Source organism: Pseudomonas sp. NPDC089392 (assembly GCF_044749595.1).
In the GTDB taxonomy this organism is placed as follows: Bacteria; Pseudomonadota; Gammaproteobacteria; order Pseudomonadales; family Pseudomonadaceae; genus Aquipseudomonas.
In genome coordinates, this window is sequence record NZ_JBIVIF010000019.1 from 25,243 (window position 1) to 52,129 (window position 26,887).

Sequence of the window (26,887 nt, forward strand, 5' to 3'; positions counted from 1 at the left end):
TGGCATGGCTGGCTAGGATAGCGCCACTGGTCGCCAACGTGTGAGCCCGCTACAGTAGGTATCTTTGATCCGACGCGAGTTTCATGCATGAATCTACTGCGCCCTACCCTGCTGACGCTGGCCTGCCTGTTGGCCCTCCCCGGCCATGCTGACGACCTGCCATCACTGGGTGACGCCAGTTCCGCGATCGTCTCGCCGCAACAGGAACACCAGCTCGGCCGTGCCTGGCTGAGCCTGCTGCGCGGCCAGGTCAACCAGCTCAACGACCCGCAGCTCAAGGACTACGTCGAAACCAGCGTGTATCGCCTGGCCGAGACCAGCCAGTTGCAGGACCGGCGCCTGGAATTCATCCTCATCGACAGCCGCGAGCTCAACGCCTTCGCAGCCCCTGGTGGCATTGTCGGGGTCAACGGCGGGCTGTTCCTCAATGCCCAGACCGAGGGCGAGTATGCCTCGGTACTGGCGCACGAACTGGCGCACTTGTCGCAACGCCACTTCGCCCGTGGTGTCGAGGCGCAGCAGCGCATGCAGTTGCCGATGATGGCGGCGCTGCTGGCCGGTATCGTGCTGGCGGCCGGGGGCGCTGGCGATGCCGGCATCGGCATGATCGCCGGCACCCAGGCGGCAGCCATCCAGGAACAGCGGCGTTTCTCGCGGCAGAACGAACAGGAAGCCGACCGCATCGGCATTCAGAACCTGGAAAAAGCCGGTTACGACCCGCGTAACATGCCGACCATGTTCGAGCGTTTGGCGCGCCAATATCGCTATGACGCCAAGCCACCGGAATTTCTGCTGACTCACCCGGTGACCGAATCGCGTATTGCCGACACCCGCAACCGCGCCGACCAGGCGCCCAAAGGGGGTGTAGAAGACACCATGCGCTACCAGCTGATCCGGGCCCGGGTGGCGCTGACCTACGAAGGCACCCCGGGGCTGGCCGCCAAGCGCTTCCGCGCCCAGCTGGACGAAGACCCCAAGCTGGACGCTGCGCGTTACGGCCTGGCCCTGGCGCAGATCAAGGGTGGCCAGCTAAACGAAGCGCGGGAAATGCTAAAGCCGCTACTGGCCAAGGCGCCCAACGACATTACCTACAACCTGGCGCAGATCGACCTGGACATCACCAACAACCGCCTGGCCGACGCGCAACAGCGGGCCGAGCGCATGCAGGGGCTGTACCCAGGCAACTACCCGCTGAAACAGGTACGCGCCGATTTGCTGGTGAAGCAGAACAAGCCAACCGAGGCGGAGAAGGTGTTGAACGAGCTGGTGAAGAGCCGGCCGGATGACCCGGACGTGTGGTACGACATGGCCGAAGTGCGCGGGTTGTCGGGCAATACCATCGGCTTGCACCGGGCGCGGGCCGAGTACTTCACATTGGTGGGGGATTTTGACCAGGCAATCCAGCAGCTGGATTACGCCAAGCGCCGGGCGGGCGGGAATTTCCCGCTGGCTTCGCAGATTGACCAGCGCCAGCGCGAGATCATGGAGCAGCGGCGCATGGTTCAGGAAATGATGGGGCGTTGAGGGCCATTCGCGGCGGTTCGACGCTTCGATGAACCCGCTCCCACAGGGACCGCACCGCCCGTGAGCGCTGCGCTGTACCTGTGGGAGCGGGTTTACCCGCGAAGAAAGCGACGCGGTCTACAGTCAGGCGTTACCAGACAACTTCAGCCGCGCCGCCTGGGTAAAGTCCAGCATGCGGTTCAGCGGCTTGATCGCCTTGGGCACCAGCGCCGGATCCACGAAGATTTCATCACCGCCATTACGCAAGCAATGCAACACCCGCTCCAGGGTGTTCATCGCCATCCACGGGCAGTGCGCGCAGCTGCGGCACGCCGCGCCATTACCGGCGGTAGGCGCTTCGACGAATTCCTTGTCCGGGCACAGCTGCTGCATCTTGTAGAAGATGCCGCGGTCGGTGGCGACGATGAAGGTCTTGTTCGGCAGGGTCTGGGCAGCCTTGATCAACTGGCTGGTGGAGCCCACCGCATCGGCCAGTTCGATCACCGCTTCCGGCGACTCGGGGTGCACCAGGATTGCTGCGTCCGGGTAAAGCGCCTTCATGTCGGCCAGCTGGCGCGACTTGAATTCTTCGTGAACGATGCAGGCACCGTCCCACAGCAGCATGTCGGCACCGGTCTGCTTCTGGATATAACGGCCCAGGTGCTGGTCCGGGCCCCAGATGATGGTCTCGCCGTTATCCATCAGGCTTTCGACGATTTCCAGCGCGCAGCTCGAAGTCACTACCCAGTCGGCGCGGGCCTTCACGGCAGCAGAAGTGTTGGCGTAGACCACCACAGTGCGCTCAGGGTGCTGGTCGCAGAAGGCCGAGAACTCTTCCACCGGGCAACCCAGGTCGAGCGAGCAGGTGGCTTCCAGGGTCGGCATCAGCACGCGCTTTTCCGGGGTGAGGATTTTGGCCGTTTCGCCCATGAAGCGCACACCGGCGACGATCACGGTTTCGGCAGGGTGGTTCTTGCCGAAGCGGGCCATTTCCAGCGAGTCGGACACACACCCGCCGGTTTCTTCGGCCAGCGCCTGGATAACCGGGTCGCAGTAATAGTGGGCGACCAGCACGGCGTTCTGGGCCTTGAGCTCGGCAGCAATGGCCGCGCGGTATTCGGCCTCCTGCTCGGCTGTCAGCGGGTTGGGCTGCTTGGCGTCGAGGTGGGCCTGAACCAACAGGCGTTCGGAAATCTGGGTCATGATCGCTGGACCTGCAGGCGCGCGTGCGCGTCAAATCGAGTGTATCACCCGGCCCTGACAGATCGGCTAAGGGTGCCGGACGGCACATCGGCCGCCACGGCCCTCTGCGGGCGCGGATTATTATCGGAGGCCGAAGGCTACAGGCAATCCAGCGATTACTAAAGGGGTTTTTGTGTTGCCTGTGCTGGCCCCTTCGCGGGTGAACCCGCTCCTACAGGATCACAACAGCCTGTGGCATCTGTGCAATCCTTGTAGGAGCGGGTTCACCCGGGAAGAGGCCGCAACAGGAGAAACCATCACCCCTGCGGCGACAGGGCCGCCAGGTGCGCGGCCATGAGCATGGCGAACTCTTCCACGGTCATCTTCTTGCCATTGAAATCGACCATGCCGTCGGCATAGTGCAGGCTGCTGACCACGTCATCGCCCTGCACGGTGGCCATGCCGCTCTGCAACGCCATCATGCCCACCATCTCCCCCGCCTGGCTCGACTGCATGGCAATCGCCTGGGCATCGCTCTGGCCGTCCAACAGCGCCTGCAAGGTCGCCAGGTCACCGATCATCGGTTTGGACAGCGACAGCTTGCTCTTCACCTCGGTGATCAGTTGCTTGCTCAACTGATCCGCTGGCAGGTCGAAGCTGGCCGGGGCAGCGAAGTCCATCGACAGGTTGAAGCGGCTTTCGCCATTGGCAGTCTTGAACGACAGGTTTTCCACCGCCACCTTGGGCTTGGCCGCCAGCAGTTTCTGCAGGTCGCCATGGAACCTGGCCTTTTCCGCGTCGTCCATCTGGATTTGCGGCACAGGCTGGCCGGCGGCAGATGCGGCCTCGAACTCCGGCAGGTGCGCCTGGTACCACTTCGACAACGCCTGCAGCGCCGGCGCGTTGACCGAGGTAACACTCACCGCCAGCTGGGCCTTGCCCACCGCGCGGCCGTCCCAGCTGATATCCCCTACTTTGTACTCCACGCGGCCACCCACGGTATCCGGGCCGTCCAGGGCTTGCAGGGCATTTTGCTGAAGGCCCTTGATCAGCAGCACTTGCTGCCTGGGCCCCAGGGTGACCTTGGTTTCGGCCAACGTCAGGTCGACCTTGCCGACATAGATGGCGTCGTGCGCGGTGGCGGCCAGGTTGCCAGCGACCGTCAGGCCTTTGAGCTCGAACGTGGCAGGCGGCTGGTCGTCGCGCACCAGCTTCATCACGAAACGGTCGGCCGTGCCATGGAATGTCGAAGCCTTGCCTTCCTTGTCACCACTGACTTGCAACTGCATACCCGAGAAATCGACGCTGTTGCCATCCGCTTCATCGAGCTTGACCGGGGCCAGCCGGACATCGCTTACGACATTGCCGTCGTACCCCAGGCTGGTCTGTGCGCTGATCGGGGCCTGCTCGCCTGCGGCGGCGAACCACGGCGCGGTGGCATCGTCCTTTTGCAGCGTGCTGTTGCTGACCGCCAGCACCGGCATCAGCTTCAGTGCCTTGACCCGAGACCAAGGGAACGGGCCGTGTTCGATCTGGTCGGTCACGCCCACATCAAAATTCACCACCTCGCCTTCACCGAGGTTGATATCGCGGGCCTTGAACCGGTACTGGGCGGTACTGCTGAAGAAACGCTGCTCCAGCGACACCCGCTCGATGCTCATGCTGCCACCGGTGCTTACCAGGGCCTTCTTGAGTTCGACGTTGCTGCGGGCCAGGGCGTTGTCCAGTTCGGCAGGCAGCTGCTTGCCGGTGTACCAGGCGCCAACCGTGGTTGCGACGGCAATGGCGATAGCCAGGCCGGAAAGGATGCCAACTGATTTCTTCATGAATTGAACCGAATGCTGTCCGTAAGGGCTTGGTAAGCGGCCAAGGGCCACGCAGAAAGCGAAGAGTACCACCGCCGGCTGGGCCGAGCGGTGGTCTCGGCCAAGAAATCCCATATTTCGGAAGCGTCCGACACTGGGCTGGGCAAGGCTGACGAATCGTTAATTTTTACGAACACGCCGATTGATCATATCCGCAAAAAACCGCGCAAAATCCGAACAAAACCCCAGTTAAATCGATAAATATTTCAATTCAGCAACATCTTGTCATGTTTAACTTGACACCAACCTACCCTTCGTTTTTTATTTTCACCACTTCGCGCGCTCCCCCCCGCGCCTCCCGCTGCTCCAACATAAAAGGTGAATAACATGGAGCCCACCCGCTCGCCCTTGCCGCATGCGCAATACACCGTGCCCGCCGTTTACGCCCAGCAGCAGGAGCCAAGCCAGCATGCAGCCTGACCAAAGCGCTTCCGGCAACGGCCAACTCCGCAAAACCTTGCGCCTCTGGCACGTGATCATCATTGGCCTGGCCTACCTGACCCCGATGACCGTGTTCGACACGTTCGGCATCGTCAGCGGGATTACCGCCGGCCATGTGCCCAGCGCCTACATCCTGGCGTTGGCCGGTATCCTGTTCACCGCCGTAAGCTACGGCACCCTGGTCAAACGCTTCCCGCAGTCGGGCTCGGCGTACACCTACACCCAACGCGCAATCAACCCGCACGTGGGCTTCCTGGTCGGCTGGTCGTCGCTGCTGGACTACCTGCTGCTGCCGATGGTCAACGCGCTGCTGGCAAAACTCTACCTGTCGGCCATGTTCCCGGAAGTACCGGAATGGATCTGGGTGGCCAGCTTCGTCAGCCTGATCAGCCTGATCAACATGCGCAGCGTGAACCTGGTGGCGCACTTCAACCTGCTGTTCGTGGGCGTGCAGGTGGCGATCATCGCCGTGTTCATCTACCTGTGCGTACGCGGCCTGGACCACGGCGAAGGGCTGGGGACTGCCTGGAGCCTGCTGCCATTCGCCGACAGCCAGACCCAGTTCAGCGCCTTGGCAGCCGGCGCGACCATCCTGTGCTTCTCGTTCCTCGGCTTTGACGCGGTCACCTGCCTGTCCGAGGAAACCCGCGACCCGGCCAAGACCATCCCCCGCGCGATCTTCCTCACCGCACTGATCGGCGGCGTGGTGTTCATCACCGTGTCGTACTTCATCCAGGCCTACTTCCCGACCATGGCGCGCTTCCATGACCAGGAAGCGGCATTGCCGGAAATAGCCCTGTACGTCGGCGGCAAGCTGTTCCAGTCGATTTTCATCGCCTGCACCGTGATCAACACCATTGCCTCGGGCCTGGCCTCGCAGACCAGCGTGTCGCGCCTGCTGTACGTGATGGGCCGCGACAACGTGATCCCGGCCAGCGTCTTCGCGCGCCTGCATTCGCGCTACAAGACACCTGTGCTGAACATTGCCGTGGTGGGCGTTATTTCGCTGTCGGCGATCTTCTTCGACCTGGTCACCGCCACCTCGATCATCAACTTCGGTGCGCTGGTCGCGTTCAGCTTCGTCAACCTGTCGGTGATCAACCACTGCTACCTGCGCGAAGGCAACCGCAAGGGCCTGGCCAACCAGCTGAAGTACCTGGTACTGCCCACCATCGGCTTCTGCATCATCGTCTCGCTGTGGCTGGACCTGAATGCGCACTCGCTGATGTTCGGCGGCATCTGGGCTGCGCTCGGCCTGATCTACCTGGGCTGGCTGACCAAAGCCTTCCGCGCGGCGCCGCCCAACTATGTTGCCGAATGACCCACGCTGCCAACAACGCCCGCGCCTGACCGCGGGCGTTGTACTTGATCGAAAAGGAAGCCCTCATGCCGCTGCGTCGCCTCTCCATCCAGTGGAAGATCACCCTGCTGGCCGGCCTGTGCCTGCTGGCCATCGTCGCCTTGCTGGTGGCCACCTCGCTGACCCAGGCGCGGCGCAGCGCGGCGCTGGTCAACCAGGCCAACACCGCCATGCTCGACAGCAGCGCACGCTTGCGCCTGCAGGCCCACGCCGAAACCCAGGCCCTGCGTATTCAGCGCTACTTCATGGATGCCTACCAGTACGGCAATGGCTTTGCCCGGCTGGTGCAAGTGCTGAAGGCCCGTGGTGGCAGCGACCTGCGCGCCGAGCTGACGCGCCAGGCCCATGCCAGCCTGGCCGGCAACCCGGATGTGATCGGCCTCTACCTGGTGTTCCAGCCTGATGCGCTGGGCCCGGACAGCCAGTACATTGGCCAGGATGCCGCTGGCAGCAATGAACGCGGGCGTTTCTCGTTGTACTGGTCGCAACCACGCCCCGGCACCCTGGAGCTTGAAGCCATGCCGGAATCCATGCTCGGCGATACCAGCATTGGCAGCAACGGCGCGGCGAAGAACCGCTGGCTGACCTGCCCGCAGGACACCCGCAGAACCTGCATGCTCGAACCGTACCTCGACGAGGTGAATGGCCGCCAGGTGCTGATGACCAGCATCGCCCTGCCGCTGCTGGAGCACGGCAAGGTGGTCGGCGTGGTCGGCCTGGACATCGGCCTGGCCAACCTGCAGCAACTGAGCCTGGACGGCCGCCGCGAACTGTTCGACGGCCAGGGCCAGGTCAGTATTGCCAGCGCGGCTGGCCTGCTAGCCGGCAACAGCCGTGACGACAGCAAGCTCGGCAAGCCCATGGACAAGGCGGTAGCCGACGGCCTGCTGCGCGTGACCCACCCCTTCACGCCAATCCCTGACGCCGCCCCTTGGCAGGTGTTGCTGGAACTGCCGGAAAGCGTGTTGCAGGCACCCGCCGTCGCCCTCAACCAGCGCCTGGACGCGCACAACCAAAGCGCCAACCTCACCAGCCTGCTGATCGGCCTGGGCGCTGCCGTGATCGGCTTGCTGCTGGTGTGGCTGACTGCACGCGGCGTTACCCGGCCGATCCTGGCCGTGGCCGCGCGGCTAAAGGACATCGCCAGCGGCGAAGGCGACCTCACCCGCCGCCTGGACTATTCCCGCCAGGACGAACTGGGCCAGCTCACCGGCTGGTTCAACCGCTTCCTCGACAAGCTGCAGCCGGTCATTGCCCAGGTCAAAGGCTCGCTGCAGGAAGCCCGTGGCACTGCCGACCAGTCGGCCGCCATCGCCAGCCAGACCAGCAACGGCATGCAGCAGCAGCACCGCGAAATCGAACAGGTGGCCACTGCCGCCAACGAAATGAGTGCCACCGCCCTGGATGTCGCGCATAACGCCTCGCAGGCTGCCCAGGCCGCGCGCGCTGCCGACCAGGCCAGCCAGGAAGGCCTGCAGTTGATCGACAGCACCCGCCAGGGCATCGATCGCCTGGCCGCCGGCATGAACAACGCCATGGACGAGGCGCGGGCACTGGAAGACCGTAGCGGCAAGATCGGCTCGGTGCTGGAAGTGATTCGCACCATCGCCGAGCAAACCAACCTGCTGGCGCTGAATGCCGCCATCGAAGCGGCCCGCGCCGGCGAAGCCGGGCGTGGTTTTGCCGTGGTCGCCGACGAAGTGCGCGGCCTGGCCCAGCGCACCCAGGTGTCAGTGGAGGAAATCCGCCAGGTCATCGAAGGCCTGCAGCAAGGCACCCAGGACGTGGTCGGCGCCATGCACGAAGGCCAGCGCCAGGCCCAGCACAGCGCCGCGCGCATGGAACAGGCGCTGCCAGCGCTGCAACGCATTGGCGAGGCGGTGGCAGTGATCAGCGACATGAACCTGCAGATTGCCTCGGCGGCCGAAGAGCAGAGCGCGGTGGCCGAGGAAGTGAACCGCAACGTGGCCGGCATTCGCGATGTGACCGAGTCGCTGGCAGGCCAGGCCGATGAATCGGCACGTATCAGCCAGGCCTTGAACCGGCTGGCGAACCAGCAACAGGCGCTGATGGAGCAATTCCGCGTGTAGGAGCGGGTTTACTCGCGAAGAGGCCCCCCCCAGGCACTACAGCACTATCGATTTTACCGAGCACAATTTATGCAAACCCCAACCCGCTCCACCTTCTTCGACATCACCAGCGAGCAGGGCCTGTTACGCACCTCGATCGCCGTCACCCTGTTCATCGCCACCATCGGCATCGCCTTCGGCCTGGCTTCCGGCTCGTTCTCCATCGTGTTCGACGGTGTCTACTCGCTGGTCGATGCCAGCATGAGCGGGCTGTCACTGGTGGTGGTCAAGCTGATCACCTCGCACACCACCAGCGTGCAGATGTCACGCAAGCTGCGCGAGCGCTTCACCATGGGCTTCTGGCACCTGGAGCCGATGGTGCTGGCGCTCAACGGCATCCTGCTCAGCGGCGTGGCCATCTATGCGCTGATCAACGCCGTCAGCAGCCTGCTGCAAGGCGGGCGTCACCTGGAATTCGGCATTGCCATGGTCTATGCGCTGCTGACCGTGATCACCTGCGTGAGCATTGCCGTGGTCGAAGCCCGCGCCAACCGCACGCTGAAGTCGGACTTCGTGCGCATGGACGTCAAGGGCTGGGTGATGTCGGCCAGCATTACCGCCGCACTGCTGGTCGCCTTCTGCTTTGGTTACGCGGTGCAGGGTACAGCGCTGGAGTGGGTATCGCCGTACATCGACCCCGCGGTACTGGCGCTGGTGTGCCTGGTGATTGTGCCGCTGCCGCTGTCGGTGGTGCGCCAGGCCCTGTCGGAAATCTTCCTGGTGACACCCAACGACCTCAAGCTGCATGTGGATGAAGTGGCCAAGGCCTTTGTTGCCCGCCACGGGCTGCAGTCGTACCGCGCCTATGTGGCCAAGGTCGGGCGCTCGCGGGAGATCGAGCTGTATTTCATCGTGCCCAAGGCCATGGCGGCGAAGACCATCGATGAATGGGATGCGTGGCGCAACGAGATTGGTGATGCCGTGGGGGGGTGAAGGGCCGGACCGTTGGCTGACGGTGGTGTTCACTGGCGATCCGGAATGGGCTGAATAACCAACCTGAAGCTTGTGCGATCCCTGTAGGAGCGGCCTTGTGTCGCGATCGGGCTGCGAAGCAGCCCCAGGGTTTCAGCGCCGATGCACAAATTGCCGGGGCTGCTTTGCAGCCCGATCGCGACACAAGGCCGCTCCTACAGGGGACCGCGCAACCCAAACATTTGAGCCAAGCCAGTGGAAAACGAAAAAGCCCGCGACCATTTCTGGTAGCGGGCTTTGACGTACTGAGTATGGTGGGTCGTGTAGGATTCGAACCTACGACCAATTGGTTAAAAGCCAACTGCTCTACCAACTGAGCTAACGACCCGTTGGATGGCGCGTATAATACTGATTTTTAACGAGAAATCAATACTCCATCAAACTTTTTATTGAAAATACCGCGTAGGGTCCTCGACACCGGTGGCCTTGAAGCCGTCGGCGCGCAGGCGGCAGCTGTCGCATTTGCCACAGGCGCGGCCATCATCGTCGGCCTGGTAGCAGGACACAGTCAGGCTGTAATCCACGCCACGCGCGATACCGGCCTGCACGATCTGCGCCTTGCTCATGTTCTGCAGCGGAGCCTGGATGCGGAAGCCTTGGCCTTCGACCCCGGCCTTGGTCGCCAGGTTGGCCATGCGCTCGAAGGCTTCGACAAACTCAGGGCGGCAGTCCGGGTAACCGGAATAGTCCACGGCATTGACGCCGATGAAGATATCACGCGCCTCCAGCACTTCTGCCCAGCCCAGGGCCAGCGACAGGAATACGGTGTTGCGCGCGGGCACGTAAGTGACCGGAATGCCTTCACCCGGTGTTTCCGGCACGTCGATGCTGCTGTCGGTCAAGGCCGAGCCGCCGATGCCGTCGAGGTTCAGGCCAATGACCTTGTGCTCTACCACGCCCAGGTCGCGAGCTACACGGGCAGCGGCATTCAACTCGGCGCGGTGGCGCTGGCCATAGTCGAAACTCATGGTGTAGCAGCTGTAACCTTCGGCCTTGGCCATGGCAACCACGGTGGCCGAGTCCAGGCCGCCGGACAACAGGATTACTGCGCGTTTGTCTGTCATGTGTGCTTGCTCCTCAATCAACGTCCGGGTTCGTCGTTCCACAGCAGCTTGTGCAACTGCAGCTGGAAACGTACGGGCAAGTTGTCGGCAACGATCCAGTCTGCCAGGTCGCTGGCTTTCACCTGGTGGTGGCTGGGCGAGAACAACACCTCGCCGGCGCGCTCGGCCAGGTTGTACTGGATCAACTTGGAGACCGCCCAGTCGTAGTCCTCACGGGAACAGATAACGAACTTGACCTGGTCGTTGCGGGTCAGCTGCTCGATGTTCTCATAGCGGTTACGGTGCGACTCTTCGGAGCCCGGGGTCTTCAGGTCGACCACGCGGCTGACGCGGGTGTCGGTGCCGGCGATATCCAGCGCACCGCTGGTTTCCAGCGACACCTCGTAACCAGCGTCACACAGGCGCTGCAGCAACGGCAAGGCGTTGGGCTGGGCCAGCGGCTCACCGCCGGTGACGCAGACGTAGCGCGGCTTGAAACCGGCGACCTGCTCAAGGATCGAATCGAGGGTGCGAATGGTACCGCCGGTGAAGGCATAGGCACTGTCGCAGTACTGGCAGCGCAGGGGGCAACCGGTGAGGCGCACGAATACCGTGGGCAGCCCAGCCGTTCGCGTTTCACCCTGCAAAGAGTAAAAGACTTCGGTGATACGTAATGTGTCTTGCATGCTCGCCACGGGCGTGACAGCTAAACAGGCTGCCAGCCTCCGTCAGGCACTGTCGCGGACTCGACATAGCGTTATCCGCAGCAGCGTGTTTACGAAAAAAGGGCAATGATTCTAACGAAAAAACCCGCGACTGGCGCGGGTTTCTTTTCAACGGTACTGCTTAGAGCTTTTGCAGGTCTCGCTGGGCCAGTTGCGCGGCAGAGGTGCCAGGGTACTGGGTGATGACCTGCTGCAAGATGCCTTTGACCTTGTCGGTGTGGCCCATGCGGCGCTCGACGTCGGCCAGCTTGTACAGCGAATCTGGCACCTTGCTGTGTTTCGGGTACTTCTGGCCAACCTGGGCGAAGGCTTGACTGGCAGCCGGCAAGTCGCCTTTGGCCAGGTTCACCTCACCCAACCAGTACTGGGCGTTGCCGGCGTACTGACTGTTGGGGTACTTGCGCAGGAAGGCGTTGAACGCCTGGCTGGCCTTGTCGAAGTCCTTCTGCTTGATCAGGTCGAAAGCAGCATCGTAATAGAGCTTTTCTTTCGCCGGATCACCGGGCTCGCTATTGGCGGCCGGTTGTTGCGCAGCAGCACCCGCTGCTGCATCGGGGGCGGCATTGGATGCACCACCTCCGGAGGAATTGTCAGGGGTCGCGGCAGGCGCTGCGCCACTGTTGATACGACGGTCCAGGTCCTGGTATCGCTCCAGGTTTTCCTGCTTCATGCGTGACACATCGTTCTGCAGCTCTTCGATGATGCCCTGCTGGCGGGAAAGCTGGTCCTGCATCTGTTGCAGCTGCATGAACAGCTGGCCCTGTGCAGAGGCAGGGGTCGAAGCCCCTGCTCCGGCATAGGCGCCGCTCGTGCCATAACCCGAAGGCGGATAACTGCCTGCGTTGTCATCTACTACAGGGACCTCAGCCCAGGCCGCGAGCGGCAGGCTGAGTGCGAGGACGGTTACTACACGGCGGCACATACGCATAAGAACTTACTTACGCAGTTCTACGCGACGGTTCTGAGCCCAGGACTGCTCGTCGTTGCCGGTGGCAACTGGACGCTCTTCGCCGTAGGAAACCAGTTCCAGCTGAGCAGGGGAAACGCCCTGCAGAACCAGGTAGCGCTGAACGGCTTTCGCACGACGCTCACCCAGAGCCATGTTGTACTCGCGGGTGCCGCGCTCGTCGGTGTTGCCTTCCAGGACAACGCGGTTGCCGTTGGACTTCAGGTCCTTGGCGTGAACATCCAGAGCGCGCATGGCTTCTGGCTTCAGGTCCGAGCTGTCGTATTCGAAGTAGAAGGTGGTGATTGCGCGCAGGGCGGCTTCTTCGCTCAGGGAACCGTCAACGGCACCGGTGTTTGCACCGTAGCCAGCGTTCGGATCGACCGCAGCGCCTTCACCAGCGTTGTCGCCGCCCTTCGAGGAGCAACCTACAGCTACAGCCATGGCCAGAGCCAGCGCAGCAAATTTACCAAACTTCAGCATTTCCATCGTGAAACTCCTAATGAAACCCCAGTGTGTTAAGCAAAACGTATTACGCCGCAATCAGTTCAGGTAGGGGGACCAGGACGGTTCTCTGACTTCGCCTTGAGCGGTAGGAAGTGGGAGCCTCACGCGGCCATTAAGCGACACGAGCATCAAGACTCCCCGGCCCTGCTGGCGGGTGGCGTAGATTAGCATGGTGCCGTTAGGCGCGACAGTGGGAGACTCATCAAGACTTGTTTCAGACAGAATCTTTACACTTCCGCGTTGCAAATCCTGGGCCGCAACTTTGAAGTTGGTAAAGCCCTGTTGGCGATGAATCATTACCAGCGTCTTTTCGTCCGCCGACAGTTTTGGGTTGGCGTTGTAGTTACCTACAAAGGTCACACGCTCAGCACCACCACCACTGACCGACTGCTTGTAGATCTGCGGCTTGCCGCCACGGTCGGAGGTGAAGTACAGGGTATTGCCATCCTTGCCCCAGAACGGCTCGGTGTTGATACCCGGGCCTGCGGTTACACGGCTGATCTGGCGCGAAGCCACGTTCATCACGTAGATGTCCGGGTTGCCATCCTTGGACAGCACGAACGCCAGGCGCGAACCGTCCGGCGACCAGGCTGGCGCGCCGTTCAGGCCTTCAAAGTTGGTCACCTGCTCGCGGCGGCCGGTATCGATGTTCTGCACGAAGATGCGCGGGCGCTTCTGCTCGAACGAAACATAGGCGATACGCTTGCCATCCGGTGCAAAGCGCGGCGACAGGATCGGCTCACGCGATTGCAGCAGGGTGACCGCGCGCGCGCCGTCGTAGTCCGAACGCTGCAGGGTGTAGCGGGTGTTGTTGGTGGAGAAACGCTCGGCCGTCACGTACAGCATGCGGGTGGAGAACGCACCCTTGATGCCGGTGAGCTTCTCGAACGACTGGTCGGCAATGTAGTGCGCCATGTCGCGCAGCTGGTCAGTGCTGCCAGCCACGCTACCGGTCAGCACTTGCTGCTCGGTGGCGACGTTGAACAGTGCGTACTGCACCTGCAGGCGACCGCCCGACGGCACGATGCTACCCACCATCACGTACTGGGCACCCAGCGCCTTCCAGTCACGGAAGATCACTTCGCTGCCCTGCGATGGTTGGCTGATCATGTTCTGCCGCGGAATCGGCGAATAGTAGCCAGAGTTGCGCAGGTCGTTGCCGATGATGTCGGCAATGTCTTCGGGCAGCACGCTGCCACCTTGCAGACCGAACGGCACTACCGCGATGGGCGTTGCCCGGTCGCTGCCGCTGGTGACCAGGATGTTCTTTTCCTCTGCCACGGCCATGCCTGCCACGCAGCACAGCATGACCAGCAGTCCTCTCAGACGTTTAATCACAACGCTAGATCCTCAGGTGTAAATGTCATCTTGAACGAACGATAACGATTGAAATCGCCCGGCTTCATACCCTGCATCTCGGTCAAACGACCAATGTTCTTCACCGCTGCCACCGCCGAACTGTCATACGGCCCGTCACCACTGGACCGGGCCACGCTGACACTGGTGATGGTACCGTCAGGCAACATATTGACCTGCAGGGTCACCGTCATGCCCTTGCGCGCGGAAGGTGGACGCGCCCAGCCCTCGGCCGCGCGCATGCGGATCAGGTCGTCGAAGTCGCCGGCCACCTGGTCACCCTGCTCGTCGGCCAGCGCCTGCTGCCGCTCGGTGGTGTCGGACAACAGCTCGGCCAGGGCCTGGGCTTTCTTGTCTTCTGCCGCCTTGCGGGCCGCTTCCTGTGCCTTCTTCTTCTGGGCATCTGCAGCGGCCTTTTTCTTGGCCTCTTCAGCTGCCTTCTTCTTCGCTTCCTCGGCCACCGCTTTCTTCTTGGCGTCCTCGGCAGCTTTCTGCTTGGCCTCTTCGGCTGCCTTTTTCTTGGCATCCTCGGCGGCTTGTTTCTTCGCCTCTTCAGCGGCCTCTTTCTTGGCCTCTTCCTCGGCTTTTTTCTTGGCTTCTTCCTCGGCCTTCTTCTTGGCGATATCGGCCTGCTGTTTCTCGGCGGCCTTCTTCGCCTCTTCGGCCTTCTTGGCTTCTGCGGCTTTCTTGGCCTCTGTAGCCTTGGCGGCTTCGGCGGCGGCTTCGGCTTTTTTCGCTTCGGCGGCCTCGCGGGCCTCTTCGGCCTTTTGAGCAGCGTCGGCCTTCTTTTGTTCCGCAGCCTTCACGGCCTCCTGCTCGACCTTCTTTTGCTCCAGCTGCTCGACCTCAGTCTGGCGCGAAGCGGTTTTCTTCGCTTCCCCGGCAATCTTCTGATTGGTCTGGGTGGTCGCCTGGCTCTTGGACTTGAGCTGGTACAGGGTAGCCTGGACGATCGGCTTGGAGGGCGGCAGCTCTGGCGTCATGGCAAAACTGACGAACAGCAGGGCGAACACCAGCACATGCAGGCCGATGGCCCAGACACTGGGCCAGAAGTAGCTTTCCGAGGCGGATGGCTCTCGCTGTTGCATCAGGGCGCCTCGGTAATCAGGCCAACGTTACCGACACCGGCCTTCTGCAACCCGCCCATGGCGCCCATGACGGCACCGTAGTCGACAGCCTTGTCGCCACGAATGAACACCTGGGTCTGCTTGCCCTGGTCACGCCCGGCGGCAATGATCTTGGTCACTGCGCTGGTCATGTCGGGCAAGGTCATGGCCTTGTCCATCTGCTTGTCGGTATCGACTTCGCTGCCGAGGTTCCAGTAGTAGGTCTTGTCGGCCTTGATGGAGATGGTGAGGATCTGGACGTTGTTGTCCTGCGGCAAGGCTTCGCTGGAAACCTTGGGCAGGTCGACCTTCACGCCCTGGTTGAGCATGGGCGCCGTCACCATGAAGATGACCAGCAGCACCAGCATCACGTCGATGTAGGGCACCACGTTCATCTCGGCGACGGGCTTGCGTTTGTGGCGAACTCGGGCCATGGGCTTCTACCTGATTACTCTTCGCTGGTGTGCACTTTGCGGTGCAGGATCGCCTGGAACTCGTCGGCGAAGGTGTAGTAACGGCCAATCAGCACTTCACTGCGCGCAGCGAAACGGTTGTAGGCGATTACGGCCGGAATTGCCGCGAACAGGCCAATGGCAGTGGCGATCAGCGCCTCGGCGATACCTGGGGCGACGGTGGCCAGGGTGGCCTGTTGGGCACTGGCCAGGCCGCGGAAGGAGTTCATGATGCCCCATACGGTACCGAACAGGCCGATGTACGGGCTGGTCGAACCGACGGTAGCCAGGAACGGCAGGCTCTGCTCGAGTTTTTCTTCCTCGCGCGAAATGGCCACGCGCATGGCACGGCCAACGCCTTCCATGACCGCGTCCGGGTCAACACCCGGCTGCTGGCGCAGGCGCGAGAATTCCTTGAAGCCGGCACGGAACACCTGCTCCACACCGGAATCCGGGTCTGGGTTGCTGCCTGCCTGGCGATACAGCTTGGACAGGTCGATGCCCGACCAGAAGCGCTCCTCGAAGGCATCCAGCGCACGACGACCGGCGCGCAGCATGGTGCTGCGCTGGAAGATCATGATCCATGAGGTGACCGAGGCGGCCACCAGGGTCAGCATTACCAGCTGTACCACCACGCTGGCATTGCTGACCAGACTCCACATGGAGGTATGGTCGACGACGTTAGCTTCCACGCTTATTCTCCTGCGTTCGATTGATTACCCGAGCCGTCCGCCGCAAAGGCGTCGCGCAGCTGGGGGGGTATGGCTCGGGGTTTGAAAGTGTCGGCGCGCACGGCGGCCACCAGGAACTGCCCTTCGCAGAGCAGCGTTTCATCCTTTTCTCGCCAGACCTGCTGTACGAAACGCAGGCTGGCGCGATTGAGTTCAAGTACTTGCGCGGTGACCCGCAGCTCGTCGTCCAGCCGCGCCGGCGCGTGGTAGCGCGCTTCGCTGGAATGGACCACGAACAGCAGGTTGTCTTCGGCCAGCAGCGACTGGGAAAAGCCCAGGTGCCGCAGGCGTTCGGTGCGCGCGCGCTCCATGAATTTCAGGTAGTTGACGTAATACACCACGCCGCCCGCATCGGTGTCTTCGTAATAGACGCGACAACGGTGTGCGAACGGTTCGAGCTGATTTTGCGCGCGCATACTCTAGTGCTTACTCCTCAGCTTGCCAATCCGCTGTGGCAACTGTTTTTTCTTCATTAATGTCTTATTGCCAGCGCACCCTTGGCATGCCAGCGGTAGGACCACGAAAAGTCGTTTTTGATCTGTCATTCATCGCCTGGCTCGGAAAAATCACCACCCTCCCCTAGGCGCCCGGGAATATTCAGGCCAAAGTGCAGGTAAGCGTGCCGGGTGACCACGCGCCCGCGTGGGGTGCGCATGATGTAGCCCTGCTGGATCAGGTACGGTTCGAGCACGTCTTCGATGGTGTGGCGTTCTTCGCTGATGGCCGCAGCCAGGTTGTCCACGCCCACCGGGCCGCCATCAAACTTCTCGATCATGGTCAGCAGCAGGCGGCGGTCGGAATGGTCGAAACCGCGCTCGTCGACGTCCAGCAGGTTCAGCGCCATGTCGGCCACGGCCTTGGTGATCTGGCCCTTGCCGCGCACCTCGGCGTAGTCGCGCACACGGCGCAACAGGCGGTTGGCGATACGCGGGGTGCCACGGGCACGGCGGGCGATTTCGTAGGCGCCCTGGTCTTCGATGGGCAGACCGAGGATATTTGCCGAACGGCTGACGATGGTGGCCAGGTCCTTGTCGCTGTAGAACTCCAGGCGCTGGACGATACCGAAGCGGTCGCGCAGCGGGTTGGTGAGCATGCCAGCGCGGGTGGTGGCGCCGACCAGGGTGAACGGTGGCAGGTCGAGCTTGATCGAACGGGCCGCTGGCCCTTCGCCGATCATGATGTCGAGCTGGAAGTCCTCCATGGCCGGGTACAGCACCTCTTCGACGACCGGTGACAGCCGGTGGATCTCGTCGATGAACAGCACGTCGTGCGGTTCGAGGTTGGTCAGCATGGCTGCCAGGTCGCCCGGGCGCTCCAGGATCGGCCCCGAGGTGCTCTTCACCGACACCCCCATTTCATGGGCGATGATGTTGGCGAGGGTGGTCTTGCCCAAGCCGGGCGGGCCGAAAATAAGGGTGTGATCGAGCGACTCGCTACGCCCGCGCGCCGCCTGGATGAACAACGACATTTGTTCGCGCACTACGGGCTGCCCGATGTATTCATCAAGGCTCAGGGGGCGGATCGCGCGGTCCTGGACCTCTTCACGGTCACGCCCATTGGCGGCAATCAGGCGGTCGGCTTCGATCACTTGGTAATCATCCCTTTCAGGCTGCGGCGAATCAGCTCTTCACTGCTCAGGCCGGCCTTGTCCTTGATTGCGGCGATTGCCTTGCTGGCTTCCTGCGGCTTGTAGCCCAGCGAAACCAAGGCGCTGACCGCATCGGCCTCGGCGCTGGACTCGCTGGCGACCGGCAACGGCCCATCGGACACCAGGGTGAACATGGCCGGGGAGGTTTCCCAGGCCTTGAAGCGGTCCTTGAGCTCGACCAGCAGGCGTTCGGCGGTTTTCTTGCCGACACCGGGCACACGCACCAGGGCCGACGTGTCCTGAGCCTGCACGCAGCGCACCAGTTCGTCCACTTCCAGCCCGGACATCAGCGCCAGCGCCAGCTTCGGGCCCACGCCGTTGAGGCGGATGAGCTCGCGGAACAGCTCGCGCTCGCGTTTTTCGGCAAAACCGTAGAGCAGGTGGGCGTCTTCGCGCACTACCAGGTGGGTATGCACCGTGACGGTTTCGCCCACTTTGGGCAGACGGTACAGCGTGGTCATGGGAACTTCCAGTTCGTAACCCACGCCGTTGACGTCGATAATCAGGTGTGGCGGCTGTTTTTCCGCCAGGGTGCCGCGCAAACGTCCAATCACGTTCCGATCCTTCCTCTCGGGGAGCCGATCAAAGACCGCTCAACCCTATCAGCAAATGCAGCGGGTGAACGTTTCACCCGAACAAAATGTGTATCAGCGCATGAAGCGCCTACAGACGCAAGCGCCCGCCGCGTCGCCGCGCCGTGGCCAGGCCGTGCGGCACCAGGCTGGAACGGGTGTGGGCGTGGCACAGGGCGATGGCCAGGGCGTCGGAGGCATCGATCTGCGGCTTTTGCGTCAGTTTCAGCAGGTGCATGACCATCATCATCACCTGCTCCTTGTTGGCACCACCGGTGCCAGCCACGGCCTGCTTGACCTGGGTGGCGCTGTATTCGGCAATTTCCAGGCCGGCTTCGGCAGCAGCGACGATGGCCGCACCACGGGCCTGGCCGAGCTTGAGCGCCGAATCGGCGTTGCGGGCCATGAACACCCGCTCGATGCCCATGGTCACCGGGCCGTGCTGGGCGATGATTTCACTGACACCACGAAAAACGATCTGCAGCCGCTCGTGCAGCTCGCCGCTGCCGGTGCGGATACAGCCCGACGCCACGTACTCGCAACCACGAGCGGTCTGGCGGACCACGCCATAGCCGGTGATGCGCGAGCCGGGGTCGATACCAAGAATCAGAGTCATAGTGCCTGTCGTAAAATGATGCATCTTTGCAAACTGTGCCGGCCCTTTCGCGGCGGTTCGGCGCCCCGATAAACCCGCTCCCACAGGTACTGCACCACATTCAAAATTGGCGCAATACCTGTAGGAGCGGGTTTACCCGCGAAAGGGCCGGTGCAGGCAACCAAAAGCTTGAATGCCTGATAAGAACTGCCAAAACACCTTAGCCGAGGTTTTCCATGATCTCATCGGAAATCTGGGCATTGGAGTAGACGTTCTGCACGTCATCCAGGTCTTCGAGCATGTCGATCAGCTTGAGCACCTTTTCGGCGCCGTCCTGGTCGAGTTCGGCGCTGGTGGTCGGCTGCATGACGATTTCCGCGTCAGCGGCCTTGAAGCCAGCCTCTTCCAGGGCGTTACGCACGGCATAGAAGCTGTTGAACGAGGTAAACACGTCGAACGAGCCGTCGTCGTTGGCCACCACGTCGTCGGCATCGGCTTCCATCGCCGCTTCCATCAACGCGTCTTCTTCCACGCCCGGGGCAAAGCTGATCTGCCCCTTGCGCTCGAACAGGTAGGCCACCGAACCATCGGTACCGAGGTTGCCGCCACACTTGGTGAAGGCATGACGCACGGCGGCTGCGGTACGGTTACGGTTGTCGGTCATGGCTTCGACCATGATCGCCACGCCACCCGGGCCGTAACCTTCGTAGCTGAGCTCTTCGACGTTGTCGCTTTCGTTGGTGCCAGCACCACGGGCCACGGCGCGATCAATGATGTCGCGGCTCATGTTGGCGCCCAGGGCCTTGTCCAGCGCCAGGCGCAGGCGCGGGTTGGATGCCGGGTCAGGGCCGCCCTGCTTGGCAGCGACCGTCAGTTCGCGGATCCACTTGGTGAAGACCTTGCCTCTCTTGGCATCCTGGCGCTCTTTGCGGTGCTTGATGTTCGCCCACTTGGAATGACCAGCCATAACGACTCCGAATTCTTTGAATCACAAACAGCCCCGCCCCATGACGGGGCGGGACGGGAAAATACCTGCGCCGAAACGCAAAGGCGCATCCATGTGGATGCGCCCGGGGACCGCTTACTCGACCTTGGTCTGTTCGCGCAGTCGGATGTGCAGCTCGCGCAGGGCCTTGGCATCGACCAGGCCAGGGGCCTGGGTCATGACGCACGCGGCGCTCTGGGTTTTCGGGAAGGCAATCACTTCACGGATCGACTGGGCGCCGGTCATCAGCATGACCAGGCGGTCCAGGCCGAAGGCCAGGCCACCGTGGGGCGGTGCACCGAACTTCAGGGCGTCGAGCAGGAAGCCGAATTTCTCTTCCTGTTCTTCTGCCTCGATACCCAGCAGGCGGAATACAGCCTGCTGCATCTCTTTGCGGTGGATACGGATCGAACCGCCACCCAGTTCGGTACCGTTCAGGACCATGTCGTAGGCACGGGACAGGGCGGTGGCCGGGTTGGCCTCGAGCTCTTCCGGGCTGCACTTCGGCGCGGTGAACGGGTGGTGCAGTGCGGTGAAGCTGCCGTCTTCGTTCTCTTCGAACATCGGGAAGTCGACGACCCACATCGGTGCCCACTCGCAGGTCAGCAGCTCGAAGTCGTGGCCCAGGCGGATACGCAGCGCGCCCAGGGCTTCGCTGACCACCTTGAACTTGTCGGCACCGAAGAACACGATGTCGCCGTCTACCGCGCCAACGCGGTCGAGGATGTTGTTGAGGTTGGCCTCAGGGATGTTCTTGACGATCGGCGACTGCAGGCCTTCGACGCCCTTGGCGCGCTCGTTGACCTTGATGTAGGCCAGGCCCTTGGCACCGTAGATGCCGACAAACTTGGTGTACTCGTCGATCTTGCTGCGCGGCATGCTGGCACCGCCTGGCAGGCGCAAGGCGGTAACGCGGCACTTGGGATCGTTGGCCGGGCCGGCGAACACCTTGAAGTCGACATCTTTCAGCTGGTCGGCAACGTCGACCAGTTCCAGCGGGTTACGCAGGTCTGGCTTGTCGGAACCGTAGCGGCGCATGGCCTCTTCGAAGGTCATGTGCGGGAATTCGCCGAATTCCAGGTCCAGCACTTCCTTGAACAGCTTGCGGATCATGCTTTCGGTCAGGCCCATGATCTCGCTTTCATCGAGGAAGCTGGTCTCGATGTCGATCTGGGTGAATTCCGGCTGGCGGTCGGCACGCAGGTCTTCGTCACGGAAGCACTTGGCGATCTGGTAGTAGCGGTCGAAGCCGGCGACCATCAGCAGCTGCTTGAACAGCTGTGGAGACTGCGGCAGGGCGAAGAAGCTACCGGCGTGGGTACGGCTTGGCACCAGGTAGTCACGCGCGCCTTCCGGGGTGGCACGGGTCAGGATCGGCGTTTCGACGTCGAGGAAGCCGTTGTCGTCCATGAAGCGACGAATGCTGCTGGTGATGCGCGAACGCAGGCGCAGCTTTTCGGCCATCTCTGGGCGACGCAGGTCGATGAAGCGGTAACGCAGGCGGGTTTCCTCGCCGACGTCGGAGTACTCGTTCAGCGGGAACGGCGGGGTTTCTGCTTCGTTGAGTACGGTCAGCTGGTAGCCGAGGATCTCGATGGCACCGGAGGCCATGTTGGCGTTCACCGCACCTTCAGGGCGCTTGCGCACCTTGCCGGTGATCTGCACGACGTATTCGCTGCGCACGCGGTCGGCAGCGGCGAAGGTTTCGGCACGATCCGGGTCGAACACGACCTGGGCCATGCCTTCGCGGTCACGGATGTCGAGGAAGATCACCCCGCCGTGGTCGCGGCGACGATGGACCCAGCCGCAAAGGGTGACTTCCTGGCCGTCCAGGCTCTCGTTCAGTTGGCCGCAATAATGGCTGCGCATCATGATGGTGGTTTCGCTTCTCGTGATTCGTGTATTCGGTGGAGGCCTTGGCCGCCCGGAGGGCTAATACTGCAAGACCCGGTCACAGCATTCAACTCAGTCGGCCTTGTCGCCGCCTGCCAGATTCTTTTTCGCCCCGGTCTTGAAGTCGGTTTCATACCAACCGTTACCGCTCAGGCGGAAGCCTGGCACCGACAGCAGCTTCTTCAGCGCCGGCGCCTGGCAGGCCGGGCAATCGGTCAGCGGCGCGGCGCTGATCTTCTGCAGTACTTCCATGCGGTGCTCGCAGGCTGCACATTGATAGTCATAAAGGGGCATGGGTGTCTCTCGTCAACCACAACGCTGGCTGCCGGGGCAGCAAAAAGCGGGATTATATATGGTTAGCAAGCACTGCGCAGCCCGCCTGGCAATCAGCGCACACTTGGCGGGTCCTGCAACCAGGCGACGCAGATTACCCGGATCAGCCCACTGAAGTTGCGCACCCCGCCCTGGCGCAGGTGCACTTCGCGGTCCACGTAGGACAACACCGCGCTGACCGAACAGCGATTGGCGGCGGCGATGCGCTCCAGGATGCCCCAGTAGACGGCCTCCAGCCGCAGGCAGGTGGAAAACCCGTTAAGCCGCACCGAACGTGAAACAGGCTGGGTCTGCAACATGTCGAAATCCGCCTTGAACGGATCAATGCACTGCTTTCCCGGCCAACGCCCCTGGCCAATAACACCTTTGCTCGCTTGCATCATGCGCCACACTTCCTCGTCACAGGTACCAGGCGGCCTATGAAGCGCTGACAAGCGGGCATAAAGCAGCGGCAAAATGTTCCTGCACAAATACTCGATTGGCACGGGCGACGCGGATTCTGTGGGAGCTTTGGGTGATTATTGGCCGCGCTGATAAAGCATTTTGGCTGCGAGGTGCTTGGCACGACATTTTTATCGCCTTTGAGATCGAGCGCCGCCCGCGCGGCGCTTCGCAGCACAAGGCTGCTCCTACATCTGTTTCGGGCCAGTCACGCCTGTGAGGTCACCGCTGTCCGCCTTGTGTGTACCATTCAATAATGAAGGGGGCGCCGTTGCTCTTCATCGTTCTCCAGCCATGCACCCAGGGGGGCGGGCGCCTCTGGCACAGGAATAACTGGCCCGAAACAGATGTAGGAGCAGCCTTGTGCTGCGAAGCGCCGCGCGGGCGGCGCTCGATTTGTGCATCAACCCAAATCCCAAGACATGCACCTGCAAGCCCCCACCCCACCTCCCCGAGGGGCAAATCTCAGCCACTCTCCTCAATTTTGCGCGAAGAACCTGATTGCCGCATGTGACATGACGCAACACATCACCCGCCAGGCAGCCTGCGGTTTGAGTAGCCTGCGGCTTTACTGTTAAATAGGCACGGTGCCACCCGTGCGGACTGTCATTGCCGGGTGCATAGGCTGGCCTGCCACGTGTTCGCGCTCTACACCTCATGCGCACCGTGCTGCCAGCTCTTCCTGTGATCGGCCTTATCAACTGTGAGCCAACCCCATGTTCAAGATCGTCCATCTGGTGACGGGCGTGGCAGCCTTGCTGCTATCGCTCATACCCAGCCTGAAAACCGATGCGACACCCTTCCTGCAACAACCCGACGCGGTCTACCTGGCCCTGCTCGGCCTGCTCAATCTGGTCCTGGCCCCGGTAGTGCCATTGTATTACCGCGGCGCGCGCCAGCAGTTGCAGCACCTGGCCTGCGCCCTGCTGGTGGTGGCCGTGGTGCTGCAGACCCTGACGCTGCTGGCACGCCCGGAAATGGGCAACCTCGCCGCACTGGTCTGCGCGGCGCTGGCCGTGGCCGTGCACCTGGTCGTGGGCTTTGCCCGCAGCCCGCGCAAGGTCCGTACCAGCCAGCACACGGCGCAAGATGTCGGCAACCGTGATACCGGTACCGTCAAGTGGTTCAACACGTCCAAAGGCTTTGGTTTCATTTCCCGCGATTCGGGCGACGATATCTTCGTGCACTTTCGCGCCATTCGCGGCGAAGGCCACCGCATTCTGGTCGAAGGCCAGCGCGTGGAGTTTTCGGTGATGCACCGCGACAAGGGCCTGCAGGCCGAGGATGTGGTTGCGGTAACCCGCCGCTGATCAGCGCATGCGCCATCACTGGGCGAATGCGCGATCCCTGTAGGAGCGGCCTTGCGTCGCGATGGGCTGCAAAGCAGCCCCGGCATTTTTTGCAACACCGCTGAAACCCTGGGGCCGCTCTGCGGCCCTTTCGCGACACAAGGCCGCTCCTACAGGGGCGCGCGGTAGCTTCAAGGATCAATAATGCGGCGGCGGCGCCTCATCCCCTTCGCTGCCGTACTGGCCGACCATCTCTGCATGACGCTTGATCAGCTCGGCCACCTGCAATTGCAGCCGCTCGATCACCCGCCCCTGCTCGACCACCACGTCATTCAGCGCCTGGATGGTGTCATCCTGGAACGCCTGACGGGTTTCCAGTTCGACCATACGCATTTCCAGCGACATCTCAGGCCTCCTGATAGCCAGCAAGTTGCAGCCCGCGCAGGCGCTGGCGAATGGCTTGCACCTGATCGTCGGTGTAGGCCACCGCAGGGCACTTGCCCCACACCGGGGCCGGCCACGCGGCGTCGTCACGCTGGCGCACGATCACGTGCATGTGCATTTGGCTGACCACATTGCCCAGGGTGGCAACGTTCATCTTGTCGGCGCTGTAGCTGGCCTTCAGTGCTTCGGCCAGCAGGGTGGTTTCCTGCCACAACTGCTGCTGCTCTGCCGCACCCAGCTCGAACAATTCGCTGATGTCGGCGCGCTTGGGCACCAGAATGAACCATGGGTAGTTGGCATCCTTGCTCAGCAGCAACTGGCACAGCGCAAACTCCCCCAGCACCAGGGAATCCTGCTGCAAACGCGAATCGAGGACGAACACGGCATATCTCCTTAAGGCAGAACCAACCCGCTTCAAGCGGAAATCAGGCCTGCAAGGATACCTTGCACGTTCCCGGTAACACAGCGCTACTTTTCGCACCAAAATGAGGCTGGCTTTACACCCCTCGCCACACTTGTCACCCACAATTGACACTAAATGAACAAGTTGCGGTAACACATTGACTTTCATGACAGCTTTTTAAATTTTAATGATTCTCGACTCCAACTTGCCCTCAGGCAGCATTACCCCCGTGTTTACGGCACTTTCCGACCCCCGGTAGCAGGTTTTGTGAAAATTTCATCAAGTGTTGCGAATTTTGAGCACGCTTGTTGCATTCCCTTCACGCCAAGTCGGCACGACATCTGCATTGGCAGGTGCACGCGACAAATAACAACAGCGATATTGGTTACCAGGGAGTTTCCCCAGTCGGAATCAGCAGTTACTGATTCGTTACGACGACGGGAACAGCGCTGGGGTTGAAGCGGCCCTTGAACCGGGGCGTGATTTGCGACATGGAAATACCTAAAAGCGACATGGTGAAAAAGTTCCGAAAAGAGTGCTTATTGCCATATCGCCAACAACAGTCAGCGTGCTATACCTTTTCGCCGACATAACAAGAAAGAGCTGCACCCTATAACTAAAAGACTTGGACGCAGCGGTACTCTTCCTAAAAACCAAAGGAGCAAATCACGATGCGCGTGATGAAGTGGAGCATGATCGCCCTGGCCGTTGCGGCAGGGACCTCGCAATTGGCAATGGCCTCGGCACAAGACGAGTCCAAAGGTTTCGTTGAAGACAGCAAGCTGAACGTCAAGACCCGCATGCTGTACTTCAGCCGTGACTTCCGCAACAACGAGCCAGGCACCCAGAGCCGCGTTGAAGAAACCGGCCTTGGCTTCCTCGGCACCTTCGAGTCGGGCTTCACCCAGGGCACCGTAGGCTTCGGCGTCGACGCCATCGGCATGCTCGGCATCAAGCTGGACAGCGGCCGCGGCCGTGCCGGCACCGGCCTGTTCCCGGAAGGCTCCGACGGTCGCTCGCAAGATGACTACTCCGAAGCTGGCGGCGCGGTGAAAATGCGCGTCTCCAACACCGTACTGAAGTGGGGCGACCAGTTCACCGCACTGCCAGTACTGGCTACCGACGACAGCCGACTGCTGCCGGAAGTTGCCGAAGGTGGCCTGATCACCAGCAACGAAATCGATGGCCTGACCCTGCATGCCGGTCACTTCACCGCGCTGAACGCGCAGGCTCAGACTTACCACGACAGCCTGAACCTGACCCAAGCTGACGTCTTCGGTGGCACCTACGCCTTCACCGATAACCTTAGCACCAGCGTTTACTACTCGCACGTTGAAGACCACTTCCGCAAGTGGTACGGCAACATCAACTGGGCGCTGCCGATCAGCGACAAGCAAGGCCTGGTGTTCGACTTCAACATCTATGACACCAAGTCCATCGGCGACAACCTGACCGGCGCATTCGTCAGCAAGTCCGACGGCAGCAACGAGCTGGACAACATCGCAGCCAGCCTGTCGGGCGCCTACAACATCGGCGCGCACACCTTCACCCTGGCCTACCAGCAGGTCAGCGGCGACGGCGACTACGCCTATGGCGTCGACGGTGGTGGCACGGTATTCCTGGCCAACTCGGTTGCCCGTTCCGACTTCAACGCCGAAGACGAGAAGTCCTGGCAAGCTCGCTACGACCTGAACTTCGCCGAATACGGCGTACCAGGCCTGACCTTCATGACCCGTTATGTTCGCGGCTCGGGCGCTTCTACCCGTACTACCGACGACGGCAAGGAATGGGAACGCGACATCGACGTCAAGTACGTGCTGCAGCAAGGCCCGGCCAAAGACCTGAGCTTCCGCGTACGCCAGGCCACCTACCGTTCGGGCGACGGCGTCTACTACGGCTCCCCGTCGATCGACGAACTGCGCCTGATCGTCGAGTACCCGCTGAGCATCCTGTAAGCCTGGCTTGC

24 protein-coding genes, 1 tRNA gene and 3 pseudogenes are annotated in these 26,887 nt (G+C 61.9%); 7 read left to right on the top strand and 21 right to left on the bottom strand.

Going from position 1 to position 26,887, the window contains the following annotated elements; genetic code table 11:
• Nucleotides 1-87 precede the first annotated feature (87 nt).
• A complete protein-coding gene (locus tag ACIP1G_RS17250) occupies nt 88-1,524 on the top strand; it encodes a M48 family metalloprotease (protein WP_400739100.1) in 1,437 nt (478 codons plus the stop codon).
• Nucleotides 1,525-1,647: 123 nt separating this feature from the next.
• Here ACIP1G_RS17250 and nadA read toward each other — a convergent pair whose 3' ends face one another.
• A complete protein-coding gene (nadA, locus tag ACIP1G_RS17255) occupies nt 1,648-2,706 on the bottom strand; it encodes a quinolinate synthase NadA (RefSeq protein ID WP_016711984.1) in 1,059 nt (352 codons plus the stop codon).
• Nucleotides 2,707-3,002: 296 nt separating this feature from the next.
• Entirely contained in the window at nt 3,003-4,511 is a 1,509-nt protein-coding gene (locus tag ACIP1G_RS17260) for a YdgA family protein (RefSeq protein ID WP_400739103.1), read from the bottom strand.
• Between the two features lie 448 nt (nt 4,512-4,959).
• Here ACIP1G_RS17260 and ACIP1G_RS17265 point away from each other — a divergent pair, with 448 nt between their 5' ends.
• From ACIP1G_RS17265 to ACIP1G_RS17280, 4 genes and pseudogenes are all read left to right on the top strand, one after another.
• Nucleotides 4,960-6,312 (top strand): APC family permease, encoded by a 1,353-nt coding sequence (locus tag ACIP1G_RS17265; RefSeq protein WP_400739106.1) that lies wholly within the window; start codon nt 4,960-4,962, stop codon nt 6,310-6,312.
• Nucleotides 6,313-6,881: 569 nt separating this feature from the next.
• Nucleotides 6,882-7,583: pseudogene (locus tag ACIP1G_RS17270) on the top strand (HAMP domain-containing protein); the annotation flags it as partial.
• Nucleotides 7,584-7,931: 348 nt separating this feature from the next.
• Nucleotides 7,932-8,441: pseudogene (locus ACIP1G_RS17275) on the top strand (methyl-accepting chemotaxis protein); the annotation flags it as partial.
• A 69-nt stretch (nt 8,442-8,510) separates the two neighbouring features.
• A pseudogene (locus tag ACIP1G_RS17280) lies at nt 8,511-9,471 on the top strand (cation diffusion facilitator family transporter).
• 233 nt (nt 9,472-9,704) lie between these two features.
• Here ACIP1G_RS17280 and ACIP1G_RS17285 read toward each other — a convergent pair.
• From ACIP1G_RS17285 to ACIP1G_RS17365, 17 genes are all read right to left on the bottom strand, one after another.
• Nucleotides 9,705-9,780 (bottom strand) — tRNA-Lys (locus ACIP1G_RS17285).
• Nucleotides 9,781-9,838: 58 nt separating this feature from the next.
• Nucleotides 9,839-10,516 (bottom strand): 7-cyano-7-deazaguanine synthase QueC, encoded by a 678-nt coding sequence (queC, locus tag ACIP1G_RS17290; RefSeq protein WP_400739108.1) that lies wholly within the window; start codon nt 10,514-10,516, stop codon nt 9,839-9,841.
• A 17-nt stretch (nt 10,517-10,533) separates the two neighbouring features.
• A complete protein-coding gene (gene queE, locus ACIP1G_RS17295) occupies nt 10,534-11,181 on the bottom strand; it encodes a 7-carboxy-7-deazaguanine synthase QueE (protein WP_400739111.1) in 648 nt (215 codons plus the stop codon).
• 160 nt (nt 11,182-11,341) lie between these two features.
• Nucleotides 11,342-12,148 carry a tol-pal system protein YbgF gene (ybgF, locus tag ACIP1G_RS17300; protein ID WP_400739114.1) on the bottom strand — a complete coding sequence of 269 codons (807 nt, stop codon included), beginning with the start codon at nt 12,146-12,148 and terminating at the stop codon, nt 11,342-11,344.
• A gap of 6 nt (nt 12,149-12,154) precedes the next feature.
• Complete coding sequence (gene pal / locus ACIP1G_RS17305; RefSeq protein ID WP_012273762.1) at nt 12,155-12,655, bottom strand: peptidoglycan-associated lipoprotein Pal; 501 nt, start codon at nt 12,653-12,655, stop codon at nt 12,155-12,157.
• A 54-nt stretch (nt 12,656-12,709) separates the two neighbouring features.
• Nucleotides 12,710-13,981 (bottom strand): Tol-Pal system beta propeller repeat protein TolB, encoded by a 1,272-nt coding sequence (tolB, locus tag ACIP1G_RS17310; protein ID WP_400739258.1) that lies wholly within the window; start codon nt 13,979-13,981, stop codon nt 12,710-12,712.
• A 26-nt stretch (nt 13,982-14,007) separates the two neighbouring features.
• Nucleotides 14,008-15,117 carry a cell envelope integrity protein TolA gene (tolA, locus tag ACIP1G_RS17315; protein ID WP_400739116.1) on the bottom strand — a complete coding sequence of 370 codons (1,110 nt, stop codon included), beginning with the start codon at nt 15,115-15,117 and terminating at the stop codon, nt 14,008-14,010.
• Complete coding sequence (tolR, locus tag ACIP1G_RS17320) at nt 15,117-15,569, bottom strand: protein TolR (protein WP_008090221.1); 453 nt, start codon at nt 15,567-15,569, stop codon at nt 15,117-15,119. Before tolR ends, tolA begins: the two co-directional genes overlap by 1 nt.
• A 14-nt stretch (nt 15,570-15,583) precedes the next feature.
• Entirely contained in the window at nt 15,584-16,279 is a 696-nt protein-coding gene (gene tolQ / locus ACIP1G_RS17325; protein ID WP_010952367.1) for a protein TolQ, read from the bottom strand.
• 2 nt (nt 16,280-16,281) lie between these two features.
• Complete coding sequence (gene ybgC, locus ACIP1G_RS17330) at nt 16,282-16,734, bottom strand: tol-pal system-associated acyl-CoA thioesterase (RefSeq protein ID WP_400739119.1); 453 nt, start codon at nt 16,732-16,734, stop codon at nt 16,282-16,284.
• Between the two features lie 125 nt (nt 16,735-16,859).
• The gene (ruvB, locus tag ACIP1G_RS17335; RefSeq protein ID WP_400739121.1) at nt 16,860-17,906 is read right to left on the bottom strand and encodes a Holliday junction branch migration DNA helicase RuvB; all 1,047 of its coding nucleotides are present in this window, start codon (nt 17,904-17,906) and stop codon (nt 16,860-16,862) included.
• Complete coding sequence (ruvA, locus tag ACIP1G_RS17340) at nt 17,903-18,520, bottom strand: Holliday junction branch migration protein RuvA (protein ID WP_110743812.1); 618 nt, start codon at nt 18,518-18,520, stop codon at nt 17,903-17,905. Before ruvA ends, ruvB begins: the two co-directional genes overlap by 4 nt.
• A 109-nt stretch (nt 18,521-18,629) precedes the next feature.
• Entirely contained in the window at nt 18,630-19,154 is a 525-nt protein-coding gene (ruvC, locus tag ACIP1G_RS17345) for a crossover junction endodeoxyribonuclease RuvC (protein WP_012273769.1), read from the bottom strand.
• Between the two features lie 199 nt (nt 19,155-19,353).
• Nucleotides 19,354-20,100, bottom strand: a complete 747-nt coding sequence (locus tag ACIP1G_RS17350; protein ID WP_003254770.1) for a YebC/PmpR family DNA-binding transcriptional regulator — start codon at nt 20,098-20,100, stop codon at nt 19,354-19,356.
• A 114-nt stretch (nt 20,101-20,214) separates the two neighbouring features.
• Nucleotides 20,215-21,990 (bottom strand): aspartate--tRNA ligase, encoded by a 1,776-nt coding sequence (gene aspS, locus ACIP1G_RS17355; RefSeq protein WP_400739124.1) that lies wholly within the window; start codon nt 21,988-21,990, stop codon nt 20,215-20,217.
• Between the two features lie 93 nt (nt 21,991-22,083).
• Nucleotides 22,084-22,305 carry a zinc ribbon domain-containing protein gene (locus ACIP1G_RS17360; RefSeq protein WP_253094911.1) on the bottom strand — a complete coding sequence of 74 codons (222 nt, stop codon included), beginning with the start codon at nt 22,303-22,305 and terminating at the stop codon, nt 22,084-22,086.
• Between the two features lie 92 nt (nt 22,306-22,397).
• Entirely contained in the window at nt 22,398-22,727 is a 330-nt protein-coding gene (locus ACIP1G_RS17365) for a ribbon-helix-helix domain-containing protein (protein ID WP_400739127.1), read from the bottom strand.
• A 774-nt stretch (nt 22,728-23,501) separates the two neighbouring features.
• On the opposite strand from ACIP1G_RS17365, the gene ACIP1G_RS17370 reads away from it, so the two are divergent.
• Nucleotides 23,502-24,095: a cold shock domain-containing protein membrane protein gene (locus ACIP1G_RS17370; protein ID WP_400739130.1), complete on the top strand. Its 594-nt coding sequence runs from the start codon at nt 23,502-23,504 to the stop codon at nt 24,093-24,095.
• 177 nt (nt 24,096-24,272) lie between these two features.
• On the opposite strand, the gene ACIP1G_RS17375 is transcribed toward ACIP1G_RS17370, so the two are convergent.
• Both ACIP1G_RS17375 and ACIP1G_RS17380 read right to left on the bottom strand, forming a co-directional pair.
• A complete protein-coding gene (locus ACIP1G_RS17375) occupies nt 24,273-24,479 on the bottom strand; it encodes a SlyX family protein (RefSeq protein WP_400739133.1) in 207 nt (68 codons plus the stop codon).
• A 1-nt stretch (nt 24,480) separates the two neighbouring features.
• Nucleotides 24,481-24,900: an HIT family protein gene (locus tag ACIP1G_RS17380; protein ID WP_400739136.1), complete on the bottom strand. Its 420-nt coding sequence runs from the start codon at nt 24,898-24,900 to the stop codon at nt 24,481-24,483.
• Nucleotides 24,901-25,592: 692 nt separating this feature from the next.
• Here ACIP1G_RS17380 and ACIP1G_RS17385 point away from each other — a divergent pair.
• A complete protein-coding gene (locus ACIP1G_RS17385; RefSeq protein WP_400739139.1) occupies nt 25,593-26,876 on the top strand; it encodes an OprD family porin in 1,284 nt (427 codons plus the stop codon).
• Nucleotides 26,877-26,887: the final 11 nt, after the last annotated feature.